This is a genomic window from Streptomyces sp. NPDC127038 (assembly GCF_042725875.1).
GTDB lineage: Bacteria > Actinomycetota > Actinomycetes > Streptomycetales > Streptomycetaceae > Streptomyces.
In genome coordinates, this window is sequence record NZ_JBHXDQ010000022.1 from 59520 (window position 1) to 78022 (window position 18503).

Below are 18503 nucleotides of genomic sequence, written 5' to 3' on the forward strand. Positions count from 1 at the left end.
TTGTCCGCACGTGAACTGGTGGTGCTCGGCACCGCCAGCCAGGTCCCGACCCGGCACCGCAACCACAACGGCTATCTGCTCCGCTGGGACGGCGAGGGTCTCCTCTTCGACCCCGGCGAGGGCACCCAGCGCCAGATGCTGCGGGCCGGGGTCGCCGCGCACGACCTGAACCGCATCTGCGTCACCCACTTCCACGGCGACCACGCGCTCGGGCTCGGCGGGGTGATCCAGCGCATCAACCTCGACCGCGTTCCGCACGAGGTGACCGCGCACTACCCGCTCTCCGGGGCGCACTTCTTCGAGCGGCTGCGGTACGCCACCGCCTACCGCGAGACCGTGCGGCTGACCGAGGCGCCCGTCGCGGACGACGGCGTCCTCGCGACGACTCCCGCGTACACCCTGGAGGCCCGCAGGCTCTCGCACCCCGTCGAGTCCTTCGGGTACCGGCTGGTCGAGCCGGACGGCCGGCGGATGCTGCCGGAACTGCTCGCCGAGCACGGGATCAAGGGGTCCGACGTCGGGGTGCTGCAACGGGAGGGCTCCCTGCGGGGCGTCACCCTGGACGACGTCAGCGAGGTCCGGCCGGGACAGAAGTTCGCGTTCGTCATGGACACCCGGCTGTGCGAGGGCGTGGACGCGCTCGCCGCGGGCTGCGACCTGCTGGTCATCGAGTCGACGTTCCTCGACGGCGACCACAAGCTGGCCGCCGACCACGGTCATCTGACGGCCGGCCAGGCCGGCCGGGTGGCCAGGGAGGCGGGGGTGCGGCACCTCGTGCTCACCCACTTCAGCCAGCGCTACCCCGACGCCGGGGAGTTCGAGCGCGAGGCCCGCGCCGCGGGCTTCGAAGGAGAGCTCACGGTGGCACAGGACCTGGTGAGGGTGCCCGTACCGAAGCGGCACTGAGGACCCGGCGGACGGGGGCCGGGACGCCGGTGCCGGGAAGCCGGCGTTTTCGGTACGTCGGGGGAGGAACCGTACGATGCTTCGATGTCCCTCCCCAAGGCTGAACTGCACCTCCACATCGAAGGCACCCTCGAACCCGAGCTGGCCTTCGCCCTCGCCGCGCGCAACGGCGTCACCCTGCCGTACGCGGACACCGAGGAGCTGCGCAAGGCGTACCTCTTCGACGACCTCCAGACCTTCCTGAACCTGTACTACGAGCTCATGGCCGTCCTGCGGACCGAGGCGGACTTCGCCGACCTGGCCGACGCCTACCTCGCCCGCGCTGCCGCGCAGGGCGTACGGCACGCGGAGATCTTCTTCGACCCGCAGGCCCACATCGTCCGTGGCGTGCCGATGGGGACGGTCGTCGAGGGGCTGTGGCGGGCGCTCGGGCGCAGCGAGGAGACCCACGGCGTCTCCACCCAGCTGATCATGTGCTTCCTGCGCGACGAGTCCGCGGAGTCCGCCATGGACACCCTGGAGGCCGCGAAGCCCTACCTCGACCGGATCACGGGCGTCGGCCTGGACTCCGCCGAGGTCGGCCACCCGCCGGTCAAGTTCCGCGCGGTGTACGAGGCCGCCGCCGCGCTGGGTCTGCGGCGCGTCGCGCACGCCGGTGAGGAGGGGCCGCCCGCGTACATCACCGAGGCCCTGGACATCCTCGGCGTCGAGCGCGTCGACCACGGGCTGCGCTGCATGGAGGACCCCGAGCTCGTCGAGCGGCTGGTCCGCGAGCGGGTGCCGCTGACCCTGTGCCCGCTGTCGAACGTACGGCTGCGCGCCGTGGACGTCCTGGCGGAGCACCCGCTGCCGGCCATGATGGACGCCGGTCTGCTGTGCACGGTCAACTCCGACGACCCGGCCTACTTCGGCGGTTACGCCGGGGACAACTTCGGCGCGGTGCGCGAGGCCCTCGGTCTCGGCGAGGAGCGGCTGCGGGAGCTGGCCCGCAACTCGTTCGAGGCGTCCTTCCTGGAGCACGACGAGGAGCGGCGGGCGCGGTACATCGCCGAGGTCGAGGCGTACGTGTTCCCGTAGCCGGACGAGCACCCGGCCACGGGTCCGCTCAGCCGGCGAGCGCCCGCCCGGCCTCCCCTCCATCGGGTCGGGCGGGCGCTCGCGGCGGTCAGGTGGCGACGGGTCCGAGCGCGGCCGTCGCCCGCAGGGGCCCCGCCGCCCCGTACGCCTCCCGCTGGGCGGGCACGCCCTCCAGCGGAATCTCGATGAGCGGGATCTCGGCGAGCGGGATCTCGGCGAGCGGGATCTCGACGAGGGGGATCTCTGCGACGGGGACCTCGGCGACGGAGATCGGGACGACCGGGATCTCCGGCACCGCGCGCACCGCGAGGGGGGTCTCGGCCACGGAGATCTCGATGACGGGGATGTCCGCCACCGTGGCCTCGGCCGTGGGGAGTTCCACGATCTGCGTGGTGGGCCGGGTGCGCAGGGCCACGAAGGTCATCGGGACCCCGACCAGCAGCAGGCCCGCCGCCAGGACCGCTCCCATCGCCGGATAACCCTCCCGGGCCGACAGCAGGCTGCCGGTGAGCGGGCCGCAGGCCGTGCCGAGCGAGGAGGCGGAACCGACGAGGACCGCCCACCGGCCCCGCGGGTCCATGGACGCGGCGAGACCGATCACGTACGACAGCACGACCGGGTACAGCGCGTTCCAGGCGATCTCGCCCGAAGCGAAGGACGTCAGATCGGTGGCCGCGGCGCTCAGCGCGATACAGCCGGCTATCAGCGCCGTGCCCAGGCCGATCGGCAGCGCCCGGCCGAGCCGGGGGCCGAGGGCGCCCGCCACGAGGGTCCCGAGGAGTCCGGCGCCGAGCGCCACCGCGAAGACCGCGCCGACCTCGACCTCGGAGAGACCGGCCTGGGTCAGACCGATCCGGCCGCTCACCCCCCACAGCGAGTTCTGCGCGAGGGACCAGAGGAGCAGGGCTCCGGCGAGGAGCAGACCGGGGCGGCGGTGTGGGAGCGGGGCGGCGGCGCGCCGCGCGTGGGCGGCCGGGGTGCGCGCGGGAAGCCGGCCCGTCAGGGTCAGGGCGAGCAGCGCGGTGCAGGCGATCGCGGCGAGCGGGTAGCCGTGCCCCGGGCCCAGGTGGGGGATGGTCAGGTACAGGGCGCCCGCGAGTCCGGAGACGCCGAACAGGCCCAGGGTGGTGACCCGGTGGGGATCGGGCCGGCCGGCGATCCCGGTCGCGGCGACCGTGGTGGCCGTACCCGATCCGAAGCCGCCGACGATCGCGCCGCCGATCACGAGGGGCAGCGCCGACGCCAGCGCGGCGGTGCCGTAGCCGGCGGCCGCGAGGAGCAGTCCGGCGCGGGCCAGGGCGCGCGGGCCGAAGCGGTCGACGCGGGAGGCGAGCAGGAAGCCGGCCGAGGCCGAGCTCAGCAGCAGGACGCTGCCGACGGCCCCCGCCTGGGTGGCCGACAGCGGGAGGCCCGCGTCGAGGCGGCCGACGGTGGTGGGGAGCAGATACGCGGCGAGGTACCCGGCCGTGAAAAGGGCGACGAGGGGCCAGGGCGTGGGGGTGCGGGCGGACACGGGCGTTCCCAGGGCAGGCGAGGGCGGCTCAAGAAGAGAGGGGGGAGGGGCGGCCGTCGAAGGACAGGAACGCGCGGGCAATTTGTATCAAGGTGGGGGGTCCGCGAAGAAGGCGTGGCGATGTGATCTGGGGCACTCTTTGTTTGCCGTGGGGGACCCGGGGTAGGCGCTGCGCACTCTCCGCCCGGAGGACGGGGAACGGAGCCGGATGCCCGGCCGGTGCGGATGCCGTGCCCGAGGCGGTCGTGGGGTGTCGTGGGGCTGTCCGCGCAGGTGGGCGGCCCGGAGCGGGCCCCGGTCGGAGTCCTGGCACGGGGGCGGGCGCGGAGCGGGCGTGGACGGGCGGGACGCACCCGTGCGCCCCACCGGACGCGGACGCCACGGCGTGATCCGAGGTCCCCGTGGCCGGTGTGGTGCACACTGGCCAGATCCGGACCACCCCCAGGGAGCGCACCGTGATCAACGGCGAGGGACCGTTCCGCCAGGCCCATGTCGACCCGCTCGCCGGGCTGCGCACGGCCGACGACCCGCCCTGGGACGTCTATCTGACCGGCACGGTCTTCCTGGACATCATCTTCACCGGGCTCGACTCCGCGCCGGTGCGCGGCACCGAGTCCTGGGCGCGGGGCATGGGTTCGAGTCCCGGCGGCGTCGCGAACATGGCGACCGCCCTCGCCCGTCTCGGCCTGCGGACCTCCCTGGCCGCCGCGTTCGGCGACGACCACTACGGGGAGTACTGCTGGGACGCCCTGGAGCAGGGCGAGCACATCGATCTCACGCCGTCGCGGACCGTGCCCGGCTGGCATTCGCCGGTCACCGTGTCGATGGCGTACGAGGGCGAGCGGACCATGGTCAGCCACGGTCACGAGCCGCCGCCCGAGGAGGCCGCGCCCGGGTGCCCGCCGCGCGCCCGTGCCGCCGTCGCCTCGCTCACCCCGGGGGTCCGCGCGCCCTGGATCGAGCAGGCCGCGAGCCGGGGCACCCGGATCTTCGCCGACGTCGGCTGGGACGACACCGGCCGCTGGGACCTGGCGGGCCTCGCCGACCTGGCGCACTGCGAGGCGTTCCTGCCGAACGCCGAGGAGGCCATGCGCTACACCGGCGCGGACTGCCCCCGCGCGGCGGCGCACGCGCTGGCCGGACACGTGCCGCTGGCGGTCGTCACCCTCGGCTCCGAGGGCGCCTACGCCGTGGACGGACGCACCGGGGAGAGCGCCGAGGTCCCCGCCATCGCCGTCGAGGCACTGGACCCCACCGGCGCCGGGGACGTCTTCGTCGCCGGTTTCGTCACCGGGACCCTGGCCGGCTGGCCGCTGGCCGACCGGCTCGCCTTCGCCGGGCTGACCGCCGCGCTCTCCGTCCAGGAGTTCGGCGGATCGCTGTCGGCGCCCGGCTGGTCGGAGATCGCCGCCTGGTGGCGCCGGGTGCAGTCGGTCGCGGACCAGGACCCGGCGGCCCTGAGCCGGTACGCCTTCCTGGAGGGCATGCTCCCCGAGGTCACCCGCCCCTGGCCGCTGCGCCGGGCGGTCCCGACGATCGGCTTCGGCCGCTCCGCCTGAGGGCCAGGGGGCCTCCTCAGGTCACGACCTCGTCACCGCGGGAAAAGCCCTACGGGTCCATGAGCACCGCGACGTACGCTGGGAACCGCAAGGCTGCCCGTGTGGCAAGCGTGCCGACCGAGGAGGATACGCAGGCCTACAGAGCCGGCCCATGACTCAGACACCCACAGCTCACGGCCCCGTCCAGGGGCAGGCGCGCGCGCACTTCACCGTCCCGGCCAAGCACCCCATGGTGACCGTTCTGGGTTCCGGCGACTCCCTGCTGCGCGTGATCGAGAAGGCCTTCCCGGCGGCCGACATCCACGTCCGGGGAAACGAGATCAGCGCGGTGGGCGACGCGGGTGAAGTCGCCCTCGTCCAGCGCCTGTTCGACGAGATGATGCTGGTGCTCCGCACGGGGCAGCCCATGACGGAGGACGCAGTGGAACGCTCGATCGCCATGCTCAGGGCGAGCGGGAACGGGGAGGGCGACGGCCAGGAGACTCCGGCCGAGGTGCTCACGCAGAACATCCTGTCCTCGCGAGGCCGCACGATCCGCCCCAAGACCCTCAACCAGAAGCGTTACGTCGACGCCATCGACAAGCACACGATCGTGTTCGGCATCGGCCCCGCCGGCACCGGCAAGACGTACCTCGCCATGGCGAAGGCCGTCCAGGCGCTCCAGTCCAAGCAGGTCAACCGGATCATCCTGACCCGCCCGGCGGTCGAGGCCGGCGAGCGTCTCGGCTTCCTGCCCGGCACGCTCTACGAGAAGATCGACCCCTATCTGCGCCCGCTGTACGACGCGCTGCACGACATGCTCGACCCCGACTCGATCCCGAAGCTGATGGCCTCGGGGACGATCGAGGTCGCGCCGCTGGCGTACATGCGCGGCCGCACCCTGAACGACGCCTTCATCATCCTGGACGAGGCCCAGAACACGAGCCCCGAGCAGATGAAGATGTTCCTCACCCGGCTCGGCTTCGACTCGAAGATCGTGATCACGGGTGACGTGACGCAGGTCGACCTCCCGAGCGGCACGAAGTCGGGTCTGCGGCAGGTCCAGGACATCCTGGAAGGTGTCGAGGACGTGCACTTCTCGCGGCTCACGTCCCAGGATGTCGTCCGGCACAAGCTGGTCGGCCGTATCGTCGACGCGTACGAGAAGTACGACAGCGAGAACGGCACCGAGAACGGCTCCCACAAGAGCCGGGGCCACAAAGGGAAGTAGACCAGCACAGCCATGTCGATCGACGTCAACAACGAGTCCGGAACCGAGGTCGACGAGCAGGCGATCCTCGACATCGCCCGCTACGCGCTCGCACGGATGCGCATCCACCCGCTCTCCGAGCTCTCGGTGATCGTCGTGGACACCGACGCCATGGAGCAGCTCCACATCCAGTGGATGGACCTCCCGGGCCCCACGGACGTCATGTCCTTCCCGATGGACGAGCTGCGTCCGCCGTCGAAGGACGACGACGAGCCGCCGCAGGGTCTGCTCGGCGACATCGTGCTCTGCCCCGAGGTCGCCGAGCGCCAGGGCAAGGACGCCCCGACGGAGCACTCCATGGACGAGGAGCTCCAGCTGCTCACCGTCCACGGAGTGCTGCACCTGCTCGGCTACGACCACGAGGAGGCCGACGAGAAGGCCGAGATGTTCGGCCTCCAGGCCGCCATCGTGGACGGCTGGCGCGCGGAGAAGGGCATCACGGGTCCGTCTCCGGCCCCGACCGTGTCATGAGTCCGCAGCTCGTCGTCGGTGCCATCGTCCTGGTCGTCATCGCCTGGCTCGCCGCGTGCGCGGAGGCGGGCCTCGCGCGCGTCTCCAGCTTCCGCGCCGAGGAGGCGGTCCGCGGCGGCCGGCGGGGCAGTGCCAGGCTCGCGCAGGTCACCGCGGACCCGACGCGCTATCTGAACGTGGCGCTGCTGGTCCGCGTGGTCTGCGAGATGGCGGCCGCCGCGCTCGTCGTCTTCGCCTGCCTCAAGGAGTTCGACAGGACCTGGCAGGCGCTGGCCGTCGCCATCACCGTCATGGTCCTCGTGTCGTACGTGGCGGTCGGGGTCTCGCCGCGCACCATCGGCCGCCAGCACCCGCTGAACACCGCGACCGCGGCGGCGTACGTCCTGCTGCCGCTGGCCCGGATCATGGGCCCGATCCCGCCCCTGCTCATCCTCATCGGCAACGCGCTCACCCCCGGCAAGGGATTCAGGCGCGGCCCGTTCGCCTCCGAGGCCGAACTGCGGGCGATGGTCGACCTCGCCGAGAAGGAGTCGCTCATCGAGGACGAGGAGCGCCGCATGGTGCACTCCGTCTTCGAGCTCGGCGACACCCTGGTGCGCGAGGTGATGGTGCCCCGCACCGACCTCGTCGTCATCGAGCGCTACAAGACCATCCGGCAGGCCCTCACCCTGGCCCTGCGCTCGGGCTTCTCCCGCATACCCGTGACCGGCGAGAACGAGGACGACATCGTCGGGATCGTCTACCTCAAGGACCTGGTCCGCAAGACGCACATCAGCCGCGAGGCCGAGGCCGAGCTGGTCTCCACCGCGATGCGGCCGGCCGCGTTCGTGCCCGACACCAAGAACGCCGGCGACCTGCTGCGCGAGATGCAGCAGGAACGCAACCACGTCGCCGTCGTCATCGACGAGTACGGCGGCACGGCGGGCATCGTCACCATCGAGGACATCCTGGAGGAGATCGTCGGCGAGATCACCGACGAGTACGACCGCGAGCTGCCGCCCGTCCAGGAGCTCGGCGACGACCGCTTCCGGGTGACCGCCCGCCTCGACATCGGCGACCTCGGCGAGCTGTACGGCTTCGAGGCCTACGACGACGAGGACGTGGAGACCGTCGGAGGCCTGCTGGCCAAGGCGCTGGGGCGGGTCCCGATCGCCGGTGCCTCCTCGGTGGTCGAACTGCCCGACGGACGCGAGCTGCGCCTGACCGCGGAGGCCGCCGCCGGCCGCCGGAACAAGATCGTCACGGTACTCGTCGAGCCGGTCGGACCGGCGGGCTCCGAGCAGGAGGAGAAGCCGGAGTGACCCCGCAGCAGCTGCGCGCGTTCTGTCTGTCCTTCAACGCGGTCGTCGAGGACTTCCCCTTCAATCCCGAGACCTCGGTCTTCAAGGTGCTGGGCAAGCTCTTCGCGCTGACGAACCTGGACGGGCGCCCGCTCACGGTCAACCTGAAGTGCGACCCGGACGACGCGCTGCGGCTGCGCGAGCAGCACCCGGGGCTGATCGTCCCGGGCTATCACATGAACAAGCGGCACTGGAACACGGTGACCGCCGACGGCGAGCTCCCGGACTCTCTGGTCCGGGAGCTCGTCGAGGATTCCTACGATCTCGTCGTGGCCGGTCTGCCGCGCGCCGAGCGCCTGCGCCTCGACCGCCCCTGAGGCCGGGGGCCGGCGCCGCCTCAGCGGGTGCGTGCCGGGTCCCGCCGCCCGAGTCCGGCCGCGATCAGCGCCGCCGCCGCGAGCACGATCGCCGCGTCCAGGGCGAGCACCACGTGGACGCCGCCGAGCAGGTCGCCCGACGTGGTCGCGAGGACCCCGAGGAGCGGGATGCCGACGGTGATGCCGACCTGCTGGGTGGAGGTCACCAGACCGGTGGCCAGCCCCTGCTCGTCGTCGGGGACGCCCGAGGTGACGGTCAGGCCGTACGAGATGATCGCGCCCAGGTGGCACATGCTGGCCAGCGACACCCCGGCGACCGCGATCCAGACGGACCAGGGGTGCGCGTTCAGCGGCAGCATCCCCGCCACGAACACCCCCTGTCCGGCCAGGGAGCCCGCCAGCGTGCGCCGGGCGCCGAAGCGGCCGATGACCTTGGGGGCGTAGATCCCGGCGACGGCCGACAGGACGCCCTGCACGCCGAAGACCAGGCCCGTCTCGAAGGCGGAGAGGCCGAGCGTCTCCTGGAGGTAGAGGGTCAGCACGAAGACGACCGTCGACATCATCGAGAAGGTGACCAGACCGCCCAGGTTGCCCCACGCCACCGTGCGGCGGCGCAGCATCCCCAGGCTCACGAGCGGGGCGTCGGCGCGGGACTCGGTCCGGACGAACGCGAGGAGCAGCAGGACGCCCACCACGAGGGTCGTCACGACGTCGGCGCGGCCGAAACCGCTGGCCGCCGCCGTCGACAGGGCGTAGATCAGGGACAGCAGGCCGCCGGTGACGGTGACCGCGCCGGGGACGTCCAGCCGGGGGCGGTCCGCGGTGCCCGTGTTCCGGGGGCCGGACGCGGGCAGCAGGCCGGTCGCGAGCGGCAGCGTGACCAGCGCGAACAGCGACAGCAGGCCCATCGTCGAACGCCAGCCGAGCACGTCGGTCAGGACACCGCCCGCCACCATGCCGACCGTGAAGCCGAGCGACAGGAGCGTGCCGGAGATGCCGAGCGCGCGGTCACGTGCCGGGCCCTCGGGGAACGTCGTGGTCAGCAGCGACATGCCGGTCGGCACGATCGCGGCCGCGGCGAGCCCTTGCAGGGCCCGTCCGGCGAGGAACGACGCCGGGTCCCAGGCCAGGGTCGCGAGCAGCGAGGCCGCCCCGAACAGGGTCAGCCCGGCGAGGAACAGCCTCCGGCGGCCGAACAGGTCTCCGACCCGCCCGAAGAGGAGCAGGAACCCGCCCGAGGGCAGCGCGAAGGCGGTGACGGCCCACTGGAGCGCCGACGGGCTCATGCCGAGGTCGTGGCCGAGGACGGGCAGCGCCACGTTCAGGACGGAGAAGTCCAGCGCGACCATGAACTGGGCGGCGCACAGCACGAACAGCACCAGCGCGTCCCGCCCGGACAGCCGGTCCTGGCGTCGGGGCCGGTCGTCCTTCCCGGGGGCGGGTGACCCGGCGGAGGTCGTGGCCCGGGGGCCGTTCGTGGGGGAGGGATCGATGCCCGGCGTGCCGGCGCCGGGGCCTGGGAGGGTGGACTCGGTGGTCGCGTTCGTGGTCATGGCACGAGCCTGCGGCGGCCGGAATATCCGTGGGGAGCCGGAACTTATGCTGGTGGCCGCACCACCAGTCACCGAAGGGGGAGACACGTGACGGAGGACGCGCCGAAGGCCCAACGACGTCCGGAACTCCGCGAGTTCCTGATGAGCCGGCGGGCGCGGGTGTCACCGGCCGAGGCCGGGCTCCCGGACGGCGGTGCCCGCCGCCGCACACCGGGGCTGCGCCGCGAGGAGGTCGCCGTCCTCGCGGGCGTGGGCGCCTCCTGGTACCAGTGGCTGGAACAGGGGCGGGACATCTCCGTGTCGCCGCAGGTGCTGGACGCCGTGGCGCGCGTGCTGCGGCTCAGCAACACCGAGCGGCGCCATCTGTACACGCTGGCGGGACTGAACCCGCCCGCGCCCGAAGTCGCCCCCGGGCAGCGGGACATGTGCGACGGGCTGAGGCGGCTGATCGACACGTGGATGCCGTATCCGGCGCACATCATGGACCCGTACTACAACTGCGTCATGTACAACGACGCCGCCGCCGTGGTCCTCGGCATGCGTCCGGAGAACACCCAGAACTGCATCGTCGACTTCTTCACCGACCCGCTGTACAGGGGCCGTTCACGGACCTGGGAGCACAACGCCCGTACGGTCGTGGCCCAGTTCCGCGCCTCCTGCGCCGCGGCCCCCGACGACGAGGGCTTCCGTGAGCTGCTGGCCGAACTGACCGGGGCCAGCCCGGAGTTCGCGGAGCTGTGGGAGCGGCGGGACATCGAGGACGCCGGGCAGATCCGCAAGGAGCTGGACCATCCGCTGGTGGGGCTGCTCGCCGTCGAGTCCACCGCGATGAAGGTGCCGGCCAGGCCCGACCTCACGATCGTGCTGCACACCCCGCTGCCGGAGGAGAACACGGCCGCGAAGCTGGAGTGGCTCGCCTCGCCCGAGGGCCGCCGCGGCTCGATGTACCCGGTGGCGGGGTGACCCTTCGGCGGGGGACGGCGCCGGGACTTCGTATGCTCTGGTCATGACCGACAGCAGCGCGCTCGACCCCGAGGACCGCAAGATCGTCACCCTGGCCCGTTCCGCGCGGGCCCGCAACGGCGTGCCCGAGGGCGCGGCCGTACGCGACGAGACGGGGCGTACGTACGTCGCCGGGACCGTGGAGCTGGAGTCCCTGCGGCTGAGCGCCCTGCGGACGGCCGTGGCGATGGCCGTGGCGTCCGGGGCGAAGTCGCTGGAGGCCGCGGCCGTGGTCTCCGAGGCCGGGGCCGTCGCCGACGAGGACCGCGCGGCCGTACGGGATCTCGGCGGGCCCGGGACGCCGGTGCTGCTGGCCGGACCCGACGGCGTCGTGCACACGACCGTCACCGCGGGCTGAGCATGACGGTGCCCCGGGGGGACTGATCTCCCCCGGGGCACGGCCGTGCCTCTTCGGGCCGCCTCAGAAGCCGAGCTTGCGCAGCTGCCGGGGGTCGCGCTGCCAGTCCTTGGCGACCTTCACATGGAGGTCGAGGAAGACCGGCGTGCCCAGCAGGGCCTCGATCTGCTTGCGGGACTTGATGCCGACGTCCTTCAGGCGCTTGCCCTTGGGGCCGATGATGATCCCCTTCTGGCTGGGGCGCTCGATGTAGACGAAGGCGTGGATGTCCAGGAGCGGCTTGTCCGCGGGACGGTCCTCGCGCGGCAGCATCTCCTCGACCACGACGGCGATGGAGTGCGGGAGCTCGTCCCGGACGCCCTCCAGGGCGGCCTCGCGGATCAGCTCCGCGATCATGACCTGCTCCGGCTCGTCCGTCAGGTCGCCCTCGGGGTAGAGGGCGGGCCCCTCCGGCAGCAGCGGCACGATCAGGTCGGCCAGCAGACCCACCTGCTTGTCGCCGACCGCCGACACCGGGACGATCTCGGCCCACTCGAACCCGAGCTCGCGGCCGAGCTGGTCGACCGCGATGAGCTGCTCGGCGAGCGTCTTGCTGTCGACCAGGTCGGTCTTCGTGATGATCGCGATCTTCGGCGTCTTCTTGATCGACGCCAGTTCCTTCGCGATGAAACGGTCGCCCGGGCCGAGCTTCTCGTTCGCGGGCAGGCAGAAGCCGATCACGTCGACCTCGGCCCAGGTGGTGCGCACGATGTCGTTGAGCCGCTCGCCCAGCAGCGTGCGCGGTTTGTGCAGGCCGGGGGTGTCGACGAGGATCAGCTGCGCGTCGGGCCGGTGCACGATGCCGCGGACGGTGTGCCGCGTGGTCTGCGGCTGGTTGGCGGTGATCGCCACCTTCTGGCCGACCAGAGCGTTCGTGAGGGTGGACTTGCCCGCGTTGGGGCGGCCCACGAAACAGGCGAAGCCGGCGCGGTGGTTCCCCATCGCCTCGGAGGCGTCAGGGATGCCCCCGTCCTCGGACGGCTCGGATGACTGGTTGCGAACGCTCATGGCGCCCATTGTCCCTGATCGTCGGGTGCCCGCCGTACCAAGCTGTTCGAGAGCCGCGAAGCCGTCGCCCCGGCGCCGCTGAAGCCTTCGTTCCGCTCCTCGCGCGGGTGTCGTCCCGGGGGCCGGGAGCACGCACCTCCCCGGTGAGGAATCGGAAATCACGGCGCAATGAAACACGGCGGAAACGCCGGTGTGCGCAACCGGAAACGCGGGACCACGACGCTCTGACGACACCCCGCCCCGTGCCCCCCACTCCGTTGGAGAGACCGTGACTCTGGCCGCTTCCCGGATCGACACCGGCGACACCGCCTGGCTGCTCGCCGCCACCGCGCTCGTCCTCCTGATGACCCCGGGCCTCGCCCTGTTCTACGGCGGCATGGTCCGTGCGAAGAGCGTGCTCAACATGCTGATGATGAGCTTCGTCTCGATCGCCCTGGTCACGGTGGTGTGGCTGACCGCCGGCTACTCCCTCGCCTTCGGCCCCGACGCCTTCGGCGGGCTCGTCGGCGGTCTTGAGCACGCCGGAATGGCCGGGATCGGGCCCGACAGCGTCCACGGCACCGTCCCCACCCTGCTCTTCGCCACCTTCCAGCTCACCTTCGCGATCATCACCGCCGCGCTGATCAGCGGCGCCGTCGCCGACCGGACGCGGTTCGGGGCCTGGCTCGTGTTCGTGCCGGTCTGGGCCCTGCTCGTATACGTTCCCGTCGCGCACTGGGTCTGGGGCCCGGGCGGCTGGATCCACGACGGTCTGGGCGCCCTCGACTTCGCGGGCGGTATGCCGGTCGAGATCGCCTCGGGGGCCTCCGGGCTCGCGCTGTGCCTGGTGCTCGGACCGCGGCTCGGCTTCAAGAAGGACGCCATGCGGCCGCACAACCTTCCCATGGTCGTGCTCGGCGCCGGTCTCCTGTGGTTCGGCTGGTTCGGCTTCAACGCCGGCTCCGCCCTCGGCGCCAACGGCCTGGCCGCCGCGGCCTTCCTCAACACCCTCGCCGCCGGCTGCACGGGCCTGCTCGGCTGGCTCCTCGTCGAGCAGCGCCGCGACGGCCACCCGACCACGCTGGGCGCGGCCTCGGGCGCGGTCGCCGGCCTGGTGGCCATCACCCCGTCCTGCGGGGTCGTGTCCCTGCTGGGAGCGCTCGTCGTCGGGCTCGCCGCCGGTGTCGTCTGCTCGTACGCGGTGGGCTGGAAGTTCAGGTTCGGCTACGACGACTCGCTGGACGTCGTCGGCGTCCACCTGGTCGGCGGGGTCATCGGCACGCTGCTCATCGGCGTCTTCGCCGTGCACGGGATGACCGGCGGGGCCGAGGGGCTGCTGTACGGCGGAGGGCTCGGACAGCTCGGCCGGCAGCTGGTCGCCGTGCTGGCCGTCGGGGCGTACGCGTTCGGCGCCACGTACGGCATCGGCACCGCGATCGACCGGTTCCTCGGGCTGCGCGCGGACGAGGAGCAGGAGCGGACCGGCCTGGACCTTACGGTGCACGCCGAGAGCGCCTACGATCACGGGGTCCTGGGCCACGGCGCCCCGGTGTCCTCGTCCCTTCCCGTCGCGCAGAAGGCCAAGCCCCAGGCATGAAACTCATCACCGCGATCGTCAAGCCCCACCGGCTGGACGAGGTCAAGACCGCCCTCCAGGAGCTCGGTGTGCACGGCATGACCGTCACCGAGGCCAGCGGCTACGGCCGCCAGCGCGGGCACACCGAGGTGTACCGCGGCGCCGAGTACCGCGTCGACCTGGTGCCCAAGGTCCGGATCGAGGTCGTCGTCGGGGACACCGAGGCCGACGCGGTCATCGACGCGGTGGTCAGGGCCGCGCAGACCGGGAAGATCGGAGACGGAAAGGTGTGGTCCGTACCCGTGGAGACGGTCGTACGCGTACGGACGGGCGAACGCGGGCCCGACGCGCTCTGAGCGCCACCACCACCGCGGCGGCCGCGACCGCCGCGAGCACGGCCACGAGCCACGGCAGCGCGAGGAACGACACCCGCGCCGACTCCTTCGTCCCCGGCGCGCTGGCGGTCAGCGTCAGGGCGCACCGGTCGAGCTGGGGCGAACCGTGCCAGGACGCGGTGAGCCGCACCCGCTGGCCCGGGAGCAGCTCCGAGGGGAGCCCCGTGAGCTCGCGGGACAGCAGGGTGCGCCCGAACAGGCCCTCGGCCCGCAGCCGCACCTTCGGGTTCAGCGTCACGTTGCCCGTGTTGTGGAGGGTGTACGAGACGGTCGCCGTGGAGGAGCCCGTGCCGGGGATCAGCGGCTGGTGGTGGGTGACCCGCACCTTCTCCACGGCGAGGGCGGGCACGGCGGGACCGCCGACCCGGAGGTAGACGCGGGCGGCGACGGCCCGCCGGACCCCGATGGACAAGGAACCCGAGCCCTTCTCGATCCGCTCGTCGAGCGCCACCAGCGCGCCCGGGTGGTCGCCCGGTTCGGCCCGTTCGGGGACCCGCAGCGTGAACGGCACGGTGACCCTGCCGTGCGCGGGCACGGTGACCCGGGAGCGCGCCGGCCTGGCCCACGCCCCCACCCCGCGCTGCTTCTCGGCCAGGGTGCGGACGGCGAAACCGCCGTCGCGGGCCGTGTTGTAGGCGTCGGCCGCGTACAGCCGGAACGTCATCGGCGCGCCGGTCTTGTTGGCGACGGTGACCTCGTCCCTGAGGGTCTGGCCCGGGTCGGCGGAGAGATAGAAGTAGGGCCGCGCGGCGATGCGCGAGGAGACCGGGTAGACCGACCAGCTGCCGTTGTCGGCCGCGTACGAGGGCGTGGCCACGAGGGCCAGGAGAGCGGGCAGGACCAGGAACACGCTCAGGAGGAGGGCGTACGGCTTGCGCATGGGTGCGGACCCCCGCGGACGGCATCGGCGGACTTGCGGCTGTCGTCGTGCGTGAACTCCCCTGTGTGGACGGGCGGGTGCGCGCCCGGCCACGGGGGTGCGGACGACCGGTCGAGTGGCGGACCGGTCAGCTGAGCGTCAGCGTGAGCACACCGGAGTACGAGCCCGGGGGCGTGAACTGCGGCACGTTCAGCGACAGTCCGGCGTCGACGGTGAACTCACCGCCGGTGACCGCCCCGTTGGGGGTGGACGCCAGGGTCGCTCCCGAGGTGCCCACCGTGCCGGACGAGCCGGCCTGGCAGGTGCTCGGGCTGCCGGCCTTGGTGGAGCAGGCCGGGGTCCAGCTCAGGGCACCGGCGTCGATCTTCGCGCCGGGGCCGGTGAAGTCGGTGACCTTGCCGGTCAGGGACCAGCCCGCGGGTCCGCCGCGGAAGTCCTTGACCGTCACCGTCTGGAGCGCGCCCGTGGAGGCGCCGCCCTTGCCGTAGTCGACCGCCGACAGCGCGACGGCGTCCCCGGCCTGGGTCATCGACAGCGTTCCCGCCCTCACCGTGGTGGTGAGCTTCTGACTGCCGTCGGGGACGGGCGTGTTGTCGATGACGACGTACGCGGCGGGGCCCGCTCCGGTGTCCGCGTTCCAGCTTCCTCCCTCGTAGGCGACCACGCCCGTCGTCGTCTTGTCGTTGACGACGAGCGAGCCGCTGATGGAGCCCTGGGAGTCGGCGGTCACGCTCGCCGTGTCGGCGGTCTGGGTGGACCCGGACCGTCCGGCGAGGGTGACACCGGCACCCGGGGTGAAGCCGCTGCCGGTGACGGTCACGCTGTCACCGGGGTTCCCGGAGGCCGAACCGAGCTGGATGGCCCGTGTGTTGGTCTGTCCGCCGGTCGCGGTGACCGTCTCCGACACCGGGGCGGGCGGGTTGGTGACCGTGCACGGGGTGTCCAGCTCCATGATGTAGCTGGTGTGGATGTTGTAGTCACCGGGCGACAGGGTGATCGCGCCGGGCGCGGTCACGGTGAACGTTCCGGTCATGCTGAACGACGGGAAGGCACCCTTGGCGGGCACCGGGTCGTTCTTCTTGGGACCGGCGACGGTGACGCTTCCGGTCTGTGCCCCGCCCAGCTGGACCTTGCCGGTGGGGGTCATGATGTCGGCCGGCAGCGCCAGGTCGACGGGGTTGCTGGCGGCGGGGCTGACCACCGTGTAGGTCACGGTGACCGTGTCGCCGACCTTGGGACTGGCGTTGTCCACCGCGATCTTCGCGGTGGTGGTGCCGTCGATCGGCGGGATGCCCGCGATCGCCGGCGGGATGCAGTGCGTGGCGAAGTCCACGTTCGCGGGTGCGGCTCCGGCCGGGGCGGCGGCCAGTGCCCCTCCCGCGGTGAGCGCGAGTACGGTCGCCCCGAGCAGGGCCGCGACGCGGCGTCTTCGGGTGGTCGGACCCTTGGTTTGCATGGTTGGTGCCCCCTCCTGAGGGATGCGGGCGCAGCGGCTCGTCTGCGCCGCCAGGGGGACATTGATGTGCCGGTTGTGTGAGAAGTCAATGGAGTCCCGGCGCAGTGACTGATGGCCCATCAGTTTCTGTCATGGTCACCGGCCGGGCCGGGCCGCCGGGTGTCGGGTGCCGGGTGTCGGGCCGGTGCCGCTGCGCGCGGGCGGTACCGGCCCTCCTCACGTCAGGGCGTCGAGGATCAGTCGAAGACGAACGGACCCGGGGACTGCGGTGCGTCCGCGGTGCAGGTGATCGTGATGCCGAAGATCGTCATCTTCAGCGAGCCGCCGTAGAACTCCAGGCTGTCGCCGGAGGCGACGGTGCCGTCGAGGGGACCCACCGACACTCCGCTGCCGGTGGCCATCGCGGGGTTCTTCTTGCCGGTGAAGGCGGTGGTCCCGCCGCTCGCGTTCACCAGGGAGAGCGTCGAGGTGACCGAGTTCGCGGCGATCGGGATCGGCGCCGTGATGGCGGTGGAGCTGAGGGTGATGGTCGCGGCCGTGCCGTCCTGGGTGGCCGTGAGGGTGGCCGCACCGCCGCCACCGATGGTGCAGGTCGCGTTGATGGTGGCCGTCTGGGGAGTGACGGCCGCGGCGGCCGGCGCGAACGCCAGTCCGGCCGCGGCGAGGGTGCCGGCGGCTAACGCCGAGACCGTTGCGAGTTGCTTGCCTCTCATCGAAATCCCTTCCCTTATGGGGGAATTGCCATGTGGGGATGGTCGGGACGGGCCCGTCCGCCCGGGTCCGGGCACACGGACTCCTCACCTTCGTGCCGGTGAGGTGCGGGGAGACCTGTACGCGGACCGTCCGCTCGTGGGGTGCGGGACGCCGTGCGGAGGCGTGACCGACGGTCCGTCGGAATGTGCGGTTCCATTGAGACGCGGGTGCCTCGCGATTACAAGGGAAGAGAGCCGGTTCCTTCAACGGTCATGAAAAGTGGCCGAAGTTGGACCCGGGCGGGGGAGCGAGGTCCTGGAGCCCCACGACCCGCAGCAGCCGCAGCCGCTCGTGCGACTCGGTGCCGGGTCGCGCCGTGTGGACGACGAGGAGCTGGTTGTCGCCGGAACTGAGCAGGATCTCGCAGTCCAGTTCCAGCAGACCGACCGCCGGGTTCAGGAACCGCTTCGTGGCGGAGCGCCGTACGGCGACCGCGTGGGACTCCCACAGCCCCGCGAACTCCTCGCTCACGGAACGGAGTTCGGCCACCAGCGCGGCCGGGACCGGGTCCGTGGGGCGGGCCGCGGTGACCGCGCGCAGGTTGGCGACATGGGAGCGGGCGTGCCCGGCGCGGTCCTCGGGCGGGAAGAGGGACCGGGAGGCCGGGTCGGTGAAGAACCGGCGTACGAGATTGCGCCCGGGCTCGGCCCGGCCCGTCAGCGCCGCCGCCATCGCGTTCTGCGCGAGCAGCTCGCCGTAGTCGGTCACGACCTGGGCGGGCGCGTCGTGCAGCCGGTCGAGGATCAGCAGCAGCCCGGGGCGCACGTGCGGCGAGGCGCTCGCGGCCCGGGGCGGCTGTTCTCCCGCCAGATGGAACAGGTGGTCCCGCTCGTCGCCGGTGAGCCGCAGCGCACGCGCCAGCGCGCCGAGCATCTGGCGCGAGGGGTGCGGTCCGCGGGACTGTTCGAGCCGCGTGTAGTAGTCCACGGACATGCCCGCGAGCGCCGCCACCTCCTCGCGGCGCAGCCCGGGCGTGCGGCGCCGGGATCCGGCCGCGAGCCCCACGTCGGAGGGGTCCAGACGGGCGCGGCCGCGGCGCAGGAAATCGGCGAGTTCGGGTCGGTCCACCTCT

At 72.4% G+C, this 18503-nt stretch carries 18 protein-coding genes; 11 read left to right on the forward strand and 7 right to left on the reverse strand.

Annotation, left to right across the window (positions count from 1 at the left end; all coding sequences use genetic code 11):
* Window positions 1–906: a ribonuclease Z gene (locus ACFWI4_RS17785; RefSeq protein WP_387196867.1), complete on the forward strand. Its 906-nt coding sequence runs from the start codon at window positions 1–3 to the stop codon at window positions 904–906.
* A gap of 84 nt (window positions 907–990) precedes the next feature.
* Window positions 991–1983 carry an adenosine deaminase gene (locus ACFWI4_RS17790; protein ID WP_387196870.1) on the forward strand — a complete coding sequence of 331 codons (993 nt, stop codon included), beginning with the start codon at window positions 991–993 and terminating at the stop codon, window positions 1981–1983.
* A gap of 88 nt (window positions 1984–2071) precedes the next feature.
* Here the strand turns inward: ACFWI4_RS17790 and ACFWI4_RS17795 are convergent, their stop codons facing one another.
* Window positions 2072–3496, reverse strand: a complete 1425-nt coding sequence (locus ACFWI4_RS17795) for an MFS transporter (protein ID WP_387196873.1) — start codon at window positions 3494–3496, stop codon at window positions 2072–2074.
* Window positions 3497–3951: 455 nt separating this feature from the next.
* Here ACFWI4_RS17795 and ACFWI4_RS17800 point away from each other — a divergent pair, with 455 nt between their 5' ends.
* The 5 genes from ACFWI4_RS17800 to ACFWI4_RS17820 all read left to right on the forward strand — a co-directional run bounded on the left by ACFWI4_RS17800 (window position 3952) and on the right by ACFWI4_RS17820 (window position 8432).
* Window positions 3952–5055, forward strand: a complete 1104-nt coding sequence (locus ACFWI4_RS17800; RefSeq protein WP_385397155.1) for a carbohydrate kinase family protein — start codon at window positions 3952–3954, stop codon at window positions 5053–5055.
* 151 nt (window positions 5056–5206) lie between these two features.
* Window positions 5207–6265 carry a PhoH family protein gene (locus tag ACFWI4_RS17805; RefSeq protein ID WP_339129269.1) on the forward strand — a complete coding sequence of 353 codons (1059 nt, stop codon included), beginning with the start codon at window positions 5207–5209 and terminating at the stop codon, window positions 6263–6265.
* A 12-nt stretch (window positions 6266–6277) separates the two neighbouring features.
* Complete coding sequence (gene ybeY / locus ACFWI4_RS17810) at window positions 6278–6775, forward strand: rRNA maturation RNase YbeY (RefSeq protein WP_037618724.1); 498 nt, start codon at window positions 6278–6280, stop codon at window positions 6773–6775.
* The gene (locus tag ACFWI4_RS17815; RefSeq protein ID WP_385397150.1) at window positions 6772–8076 is read left to right on the forward strand and encodes a hemolysin family protein; all 1305 of its coding nucleotides are present in this window, start codon (window positions 6772–6774) and stop codon (window positions 8074–8076) included. The genes ybeY and ACFWI4_RS17815 overlap by 4 nt, the downstream gene beginning before the upstream one ends.
* Window positions 8073–8432 carry an MmcQ/YjbR family DNA-binding protein gene (locus ACFWI4_RS17820; protein ID WP_385397148.1) on the forward strand — a complete coding sequence of 120 codons (360 nt, stop codon included), beginning with the start codon at window positions 8073–8075 and terminating at the stop codon, window positions 8430–8432. The genes ACFWI4_RS17815 and ACFWI4_RS17820 overlap by 4 nt, the downstream gene beginning before the upstream one ends.
* Before the next feature lie 20 nt (window positions 8433–8452).
* Here the strand turns inward: ACFWI4_RS17820 and ACFWI4_RS17825 are convergent, their stop codons facing one another.
* A complete protein-coding gene (locus ACFWI4_RS17825) occupies window positions 8453–9985 on the reverse strand; it encodes an MFS transporter (RefSeq protein ID WP_387196878.1) in 1533 nt (510 codons plus the stop codon).
* Window positions 9986–10126: 141 nt separating this feature from the next.
* Here ACFWI4_RS17825 and ACFWI4_RS17830 point away from each other — a divergent pair, with 141 nt between their 5' ends.
* Complete coding sequence (locus ACFWI4_RS17830) at window positions 10127–10948, forward strand: helix-turn-helix transcriptional regulator (protein ID WP_387196960.1); 822 nt, start codon at window positions 10127–10129, stop codon at window positions 10946–10948.
* 43 nt (window positions 10949–10991) lie between these two features.
* Window positions 10992–11345 carry a cytidine deaminase gene (locus ACFWI4_RS17835; RefSeq protein ID WP_387196881.1) on the forward strand — a complete coding sequence of 118 codons (354 nt, stop codon included), beginning with the start codon at window positions 10992–10994 and terminating at the stop codon, window positions 11343–11345.
* 63 nt (window positions 11346–11408) lie between these two features.
* Here ACFWI4_RS17835 and era read toward each other — a convergent pair whose 3' ends face one another.
* Window positions 11409–12401 (reverse strand): GTPase Era, encoded by a 993-nt coding sequence (gene era, locus ACFWI4_RS17840; RefSeq protein WP_385397144.1) that lies wholly within the window; start codon window positions 12399–12401, stop codon window positions 11409–11411.
* A gap of 259 nt (window positions 12402–12660) precedes the next feature.
* On the opposite strand from era, the gene ACFWI4_RS17845 reads away from it, so the two are divergent.
* Window positions 12661–13968, forward strand: a complete 1308-nt coding sequence (locus ACFWI4_RS17845; protein ID WP_387196884.1) for an ammonium transporter — start codon at window positions 12661–12663, stop codon at window positions 13966–13968.
* A complete protein-coding gene (locus ACFWI4_RS17850; RefSeq protein ID WP_385397140.1) occupies window positions 13965–14303 on the forward strand; it encodes a P-II family nitrogen regulator in 339 nt (112 codons plus the stop codon). The genes ACFWI4_RS17845 and ACFWI4_RS17850 overlap by 4 nt, the downstream gene beginning before the upstream one ends.
* On the opposite strand, the gene ACFWI4_RS17855 is transcribed toward ACFWI4_RS17850, so the two are convergent.
* From ACFWI4_RS17855 to ACFWI4_RS17870, 4 genes are all read right to left on the reverse strand, one after another.
* Complete coding sequence (locus ACFWI4_RS17855) at window positions 14197–15222, reverse strand: WxL protein peptidoglycan domain-containing protein (RefSeq protein ID WP_385397138.1); 1026 nt, start codon at window positions 15220–15222, stop codon at window positions 14197–14199. The two genes, ACFWI4_RS17850 and ACFWI4_RS17855, sit on opposite strands and share 107 nt — an antisense overlap.
* A 127-nt stretch (window positions 15223–15349) precedes the next feature.
* Window positions 15350–16678, reverse strand: coding sequence for a beta-xylosidase (locus ACFWI4_RS17860; protein ID WP_387196887.1), 1329 nt, complete (start codon window positions 16676–16678; stop codon window positions 15350–15352).
* Between the two features lie 236 nt (window positions 16679–16914).
* On the reverse strand, window positions 16915–17391 hold the full coding sequence (locus tag ACFWI4_RS17865) for a hypothetical protein (protein ID WP_387196890.1): 477 nt from the start codon (window positions 17389–17391) through the stop codon (window positions 16915–16917).
* Window positions 17392–17641: 250 nt separating this feature from the next.
* Window positions 17642–18499, reverse strand: a complete 858-nt coding sequence (locus tag ACFWI4_RS17870; RefSeq protein ID WP_387196893.1) for a helix-turn-helix transcriptional regulator — start codon at window positions 18497–18499, stop codon at window positions 17642–17644.
* Between the last annotated feature and the right edge of the window lie 4 nt (window positions 18500–18503).

What these genes read in the sequence shown, in the direction of transcription:
- ACFWI4_RS17790 (WP_387196870.1), top strand. Translation starts at nt 991, where the DNA reads ATGTCCCTCCCCAAGGCTGAACTGCACCTCCACATCGAAGGCACCCTC.
- ACFWI4_RS17805 (WP_339129269.1), top strand. Translation starts at nt 5,207, where the DNA reads ATGACTCAGACACCCACAGCTCACGGCCCCGTCCAGGGGCAGGCGCGC.
- ybeY (WP_037618724.1), top strand. Translation starts at nt 6,278, where the DNA reads ATGTCGATCGACGTCAACAACGAGTCCGGAACCGAGGTCGACGAGCAG.
- ACFWI4_RS17815 (WP_385397150.1), top strand. Translation starts at nt 6,772, where the DNA reads ATGAGTCCGCAGCTCGTCGTCGGTGCCATCGTCCTGGTCGTCATCGCC.
- ACFWI4_RS17825 (WP_387196878.1), bottom strand. Translation starts at nt 9,985, where the DNA reads ATGACCACGAACGCGACCACCGAGTCCACCCTCCCAGGCCCCGGCGCC.
- ACFWI4_RS17830 (WP_387196960.1), top strand. Translation starts at nt 10,127, where the DNA reads ATGAGCCGGCGGGCGCGGGTGTCACCGGCCGAGGCCGGGCTCCCGGAC.
- ACFWI4_RS17835 (WP_387196881.1), top strand. Translation starts at nt 10,992, where the DNA reads ATGACCGACAGCAGCGCGCTCGACCCCGAGGACCGCAAGATCGTCACC.
- era (WP_385397144.1), bottom strand. Translation starts at nt 12,401, where the DNA reads ATGGGCGCCATGAGCGTTCGCAACCAGTCATCCGAGCCGTCCGAGGAC.
- ACFWI4_RS17850 (WP_385397140.1), top strand. Translation starts at nt 13,965, where the DNA reads ATGAAACTCATCACCGCGATCGTCAAGCCCCACCGGCTGGACGAGGTC.
- ACFWI4_RS17855 (WP_385397138.1), bottom strand. Translation starts at nt 15,222, where the DNA reads ATGCGCAAGCCGTACGCCCTCCTCCTGAGCGTGTTCCTGGTCCTGCCC.
- ACFWI4_RS17860 (WP_387196887.1), bottom strand. Translation starts at nt 16,678, where the DNA reads ATGCAAACCAAGGGTCCGACCACCCGAAGACGCCGCGTCGCGGCCCTG.
- ACFWI4_RS17865 (WP_387196890.1), bottom strand. Translation starts at nt 17,391, where the DNA reads ATGAGAGGCAAGCAACTCGCAACGGTCTCGGCGTTAGCCGCCGGCACC.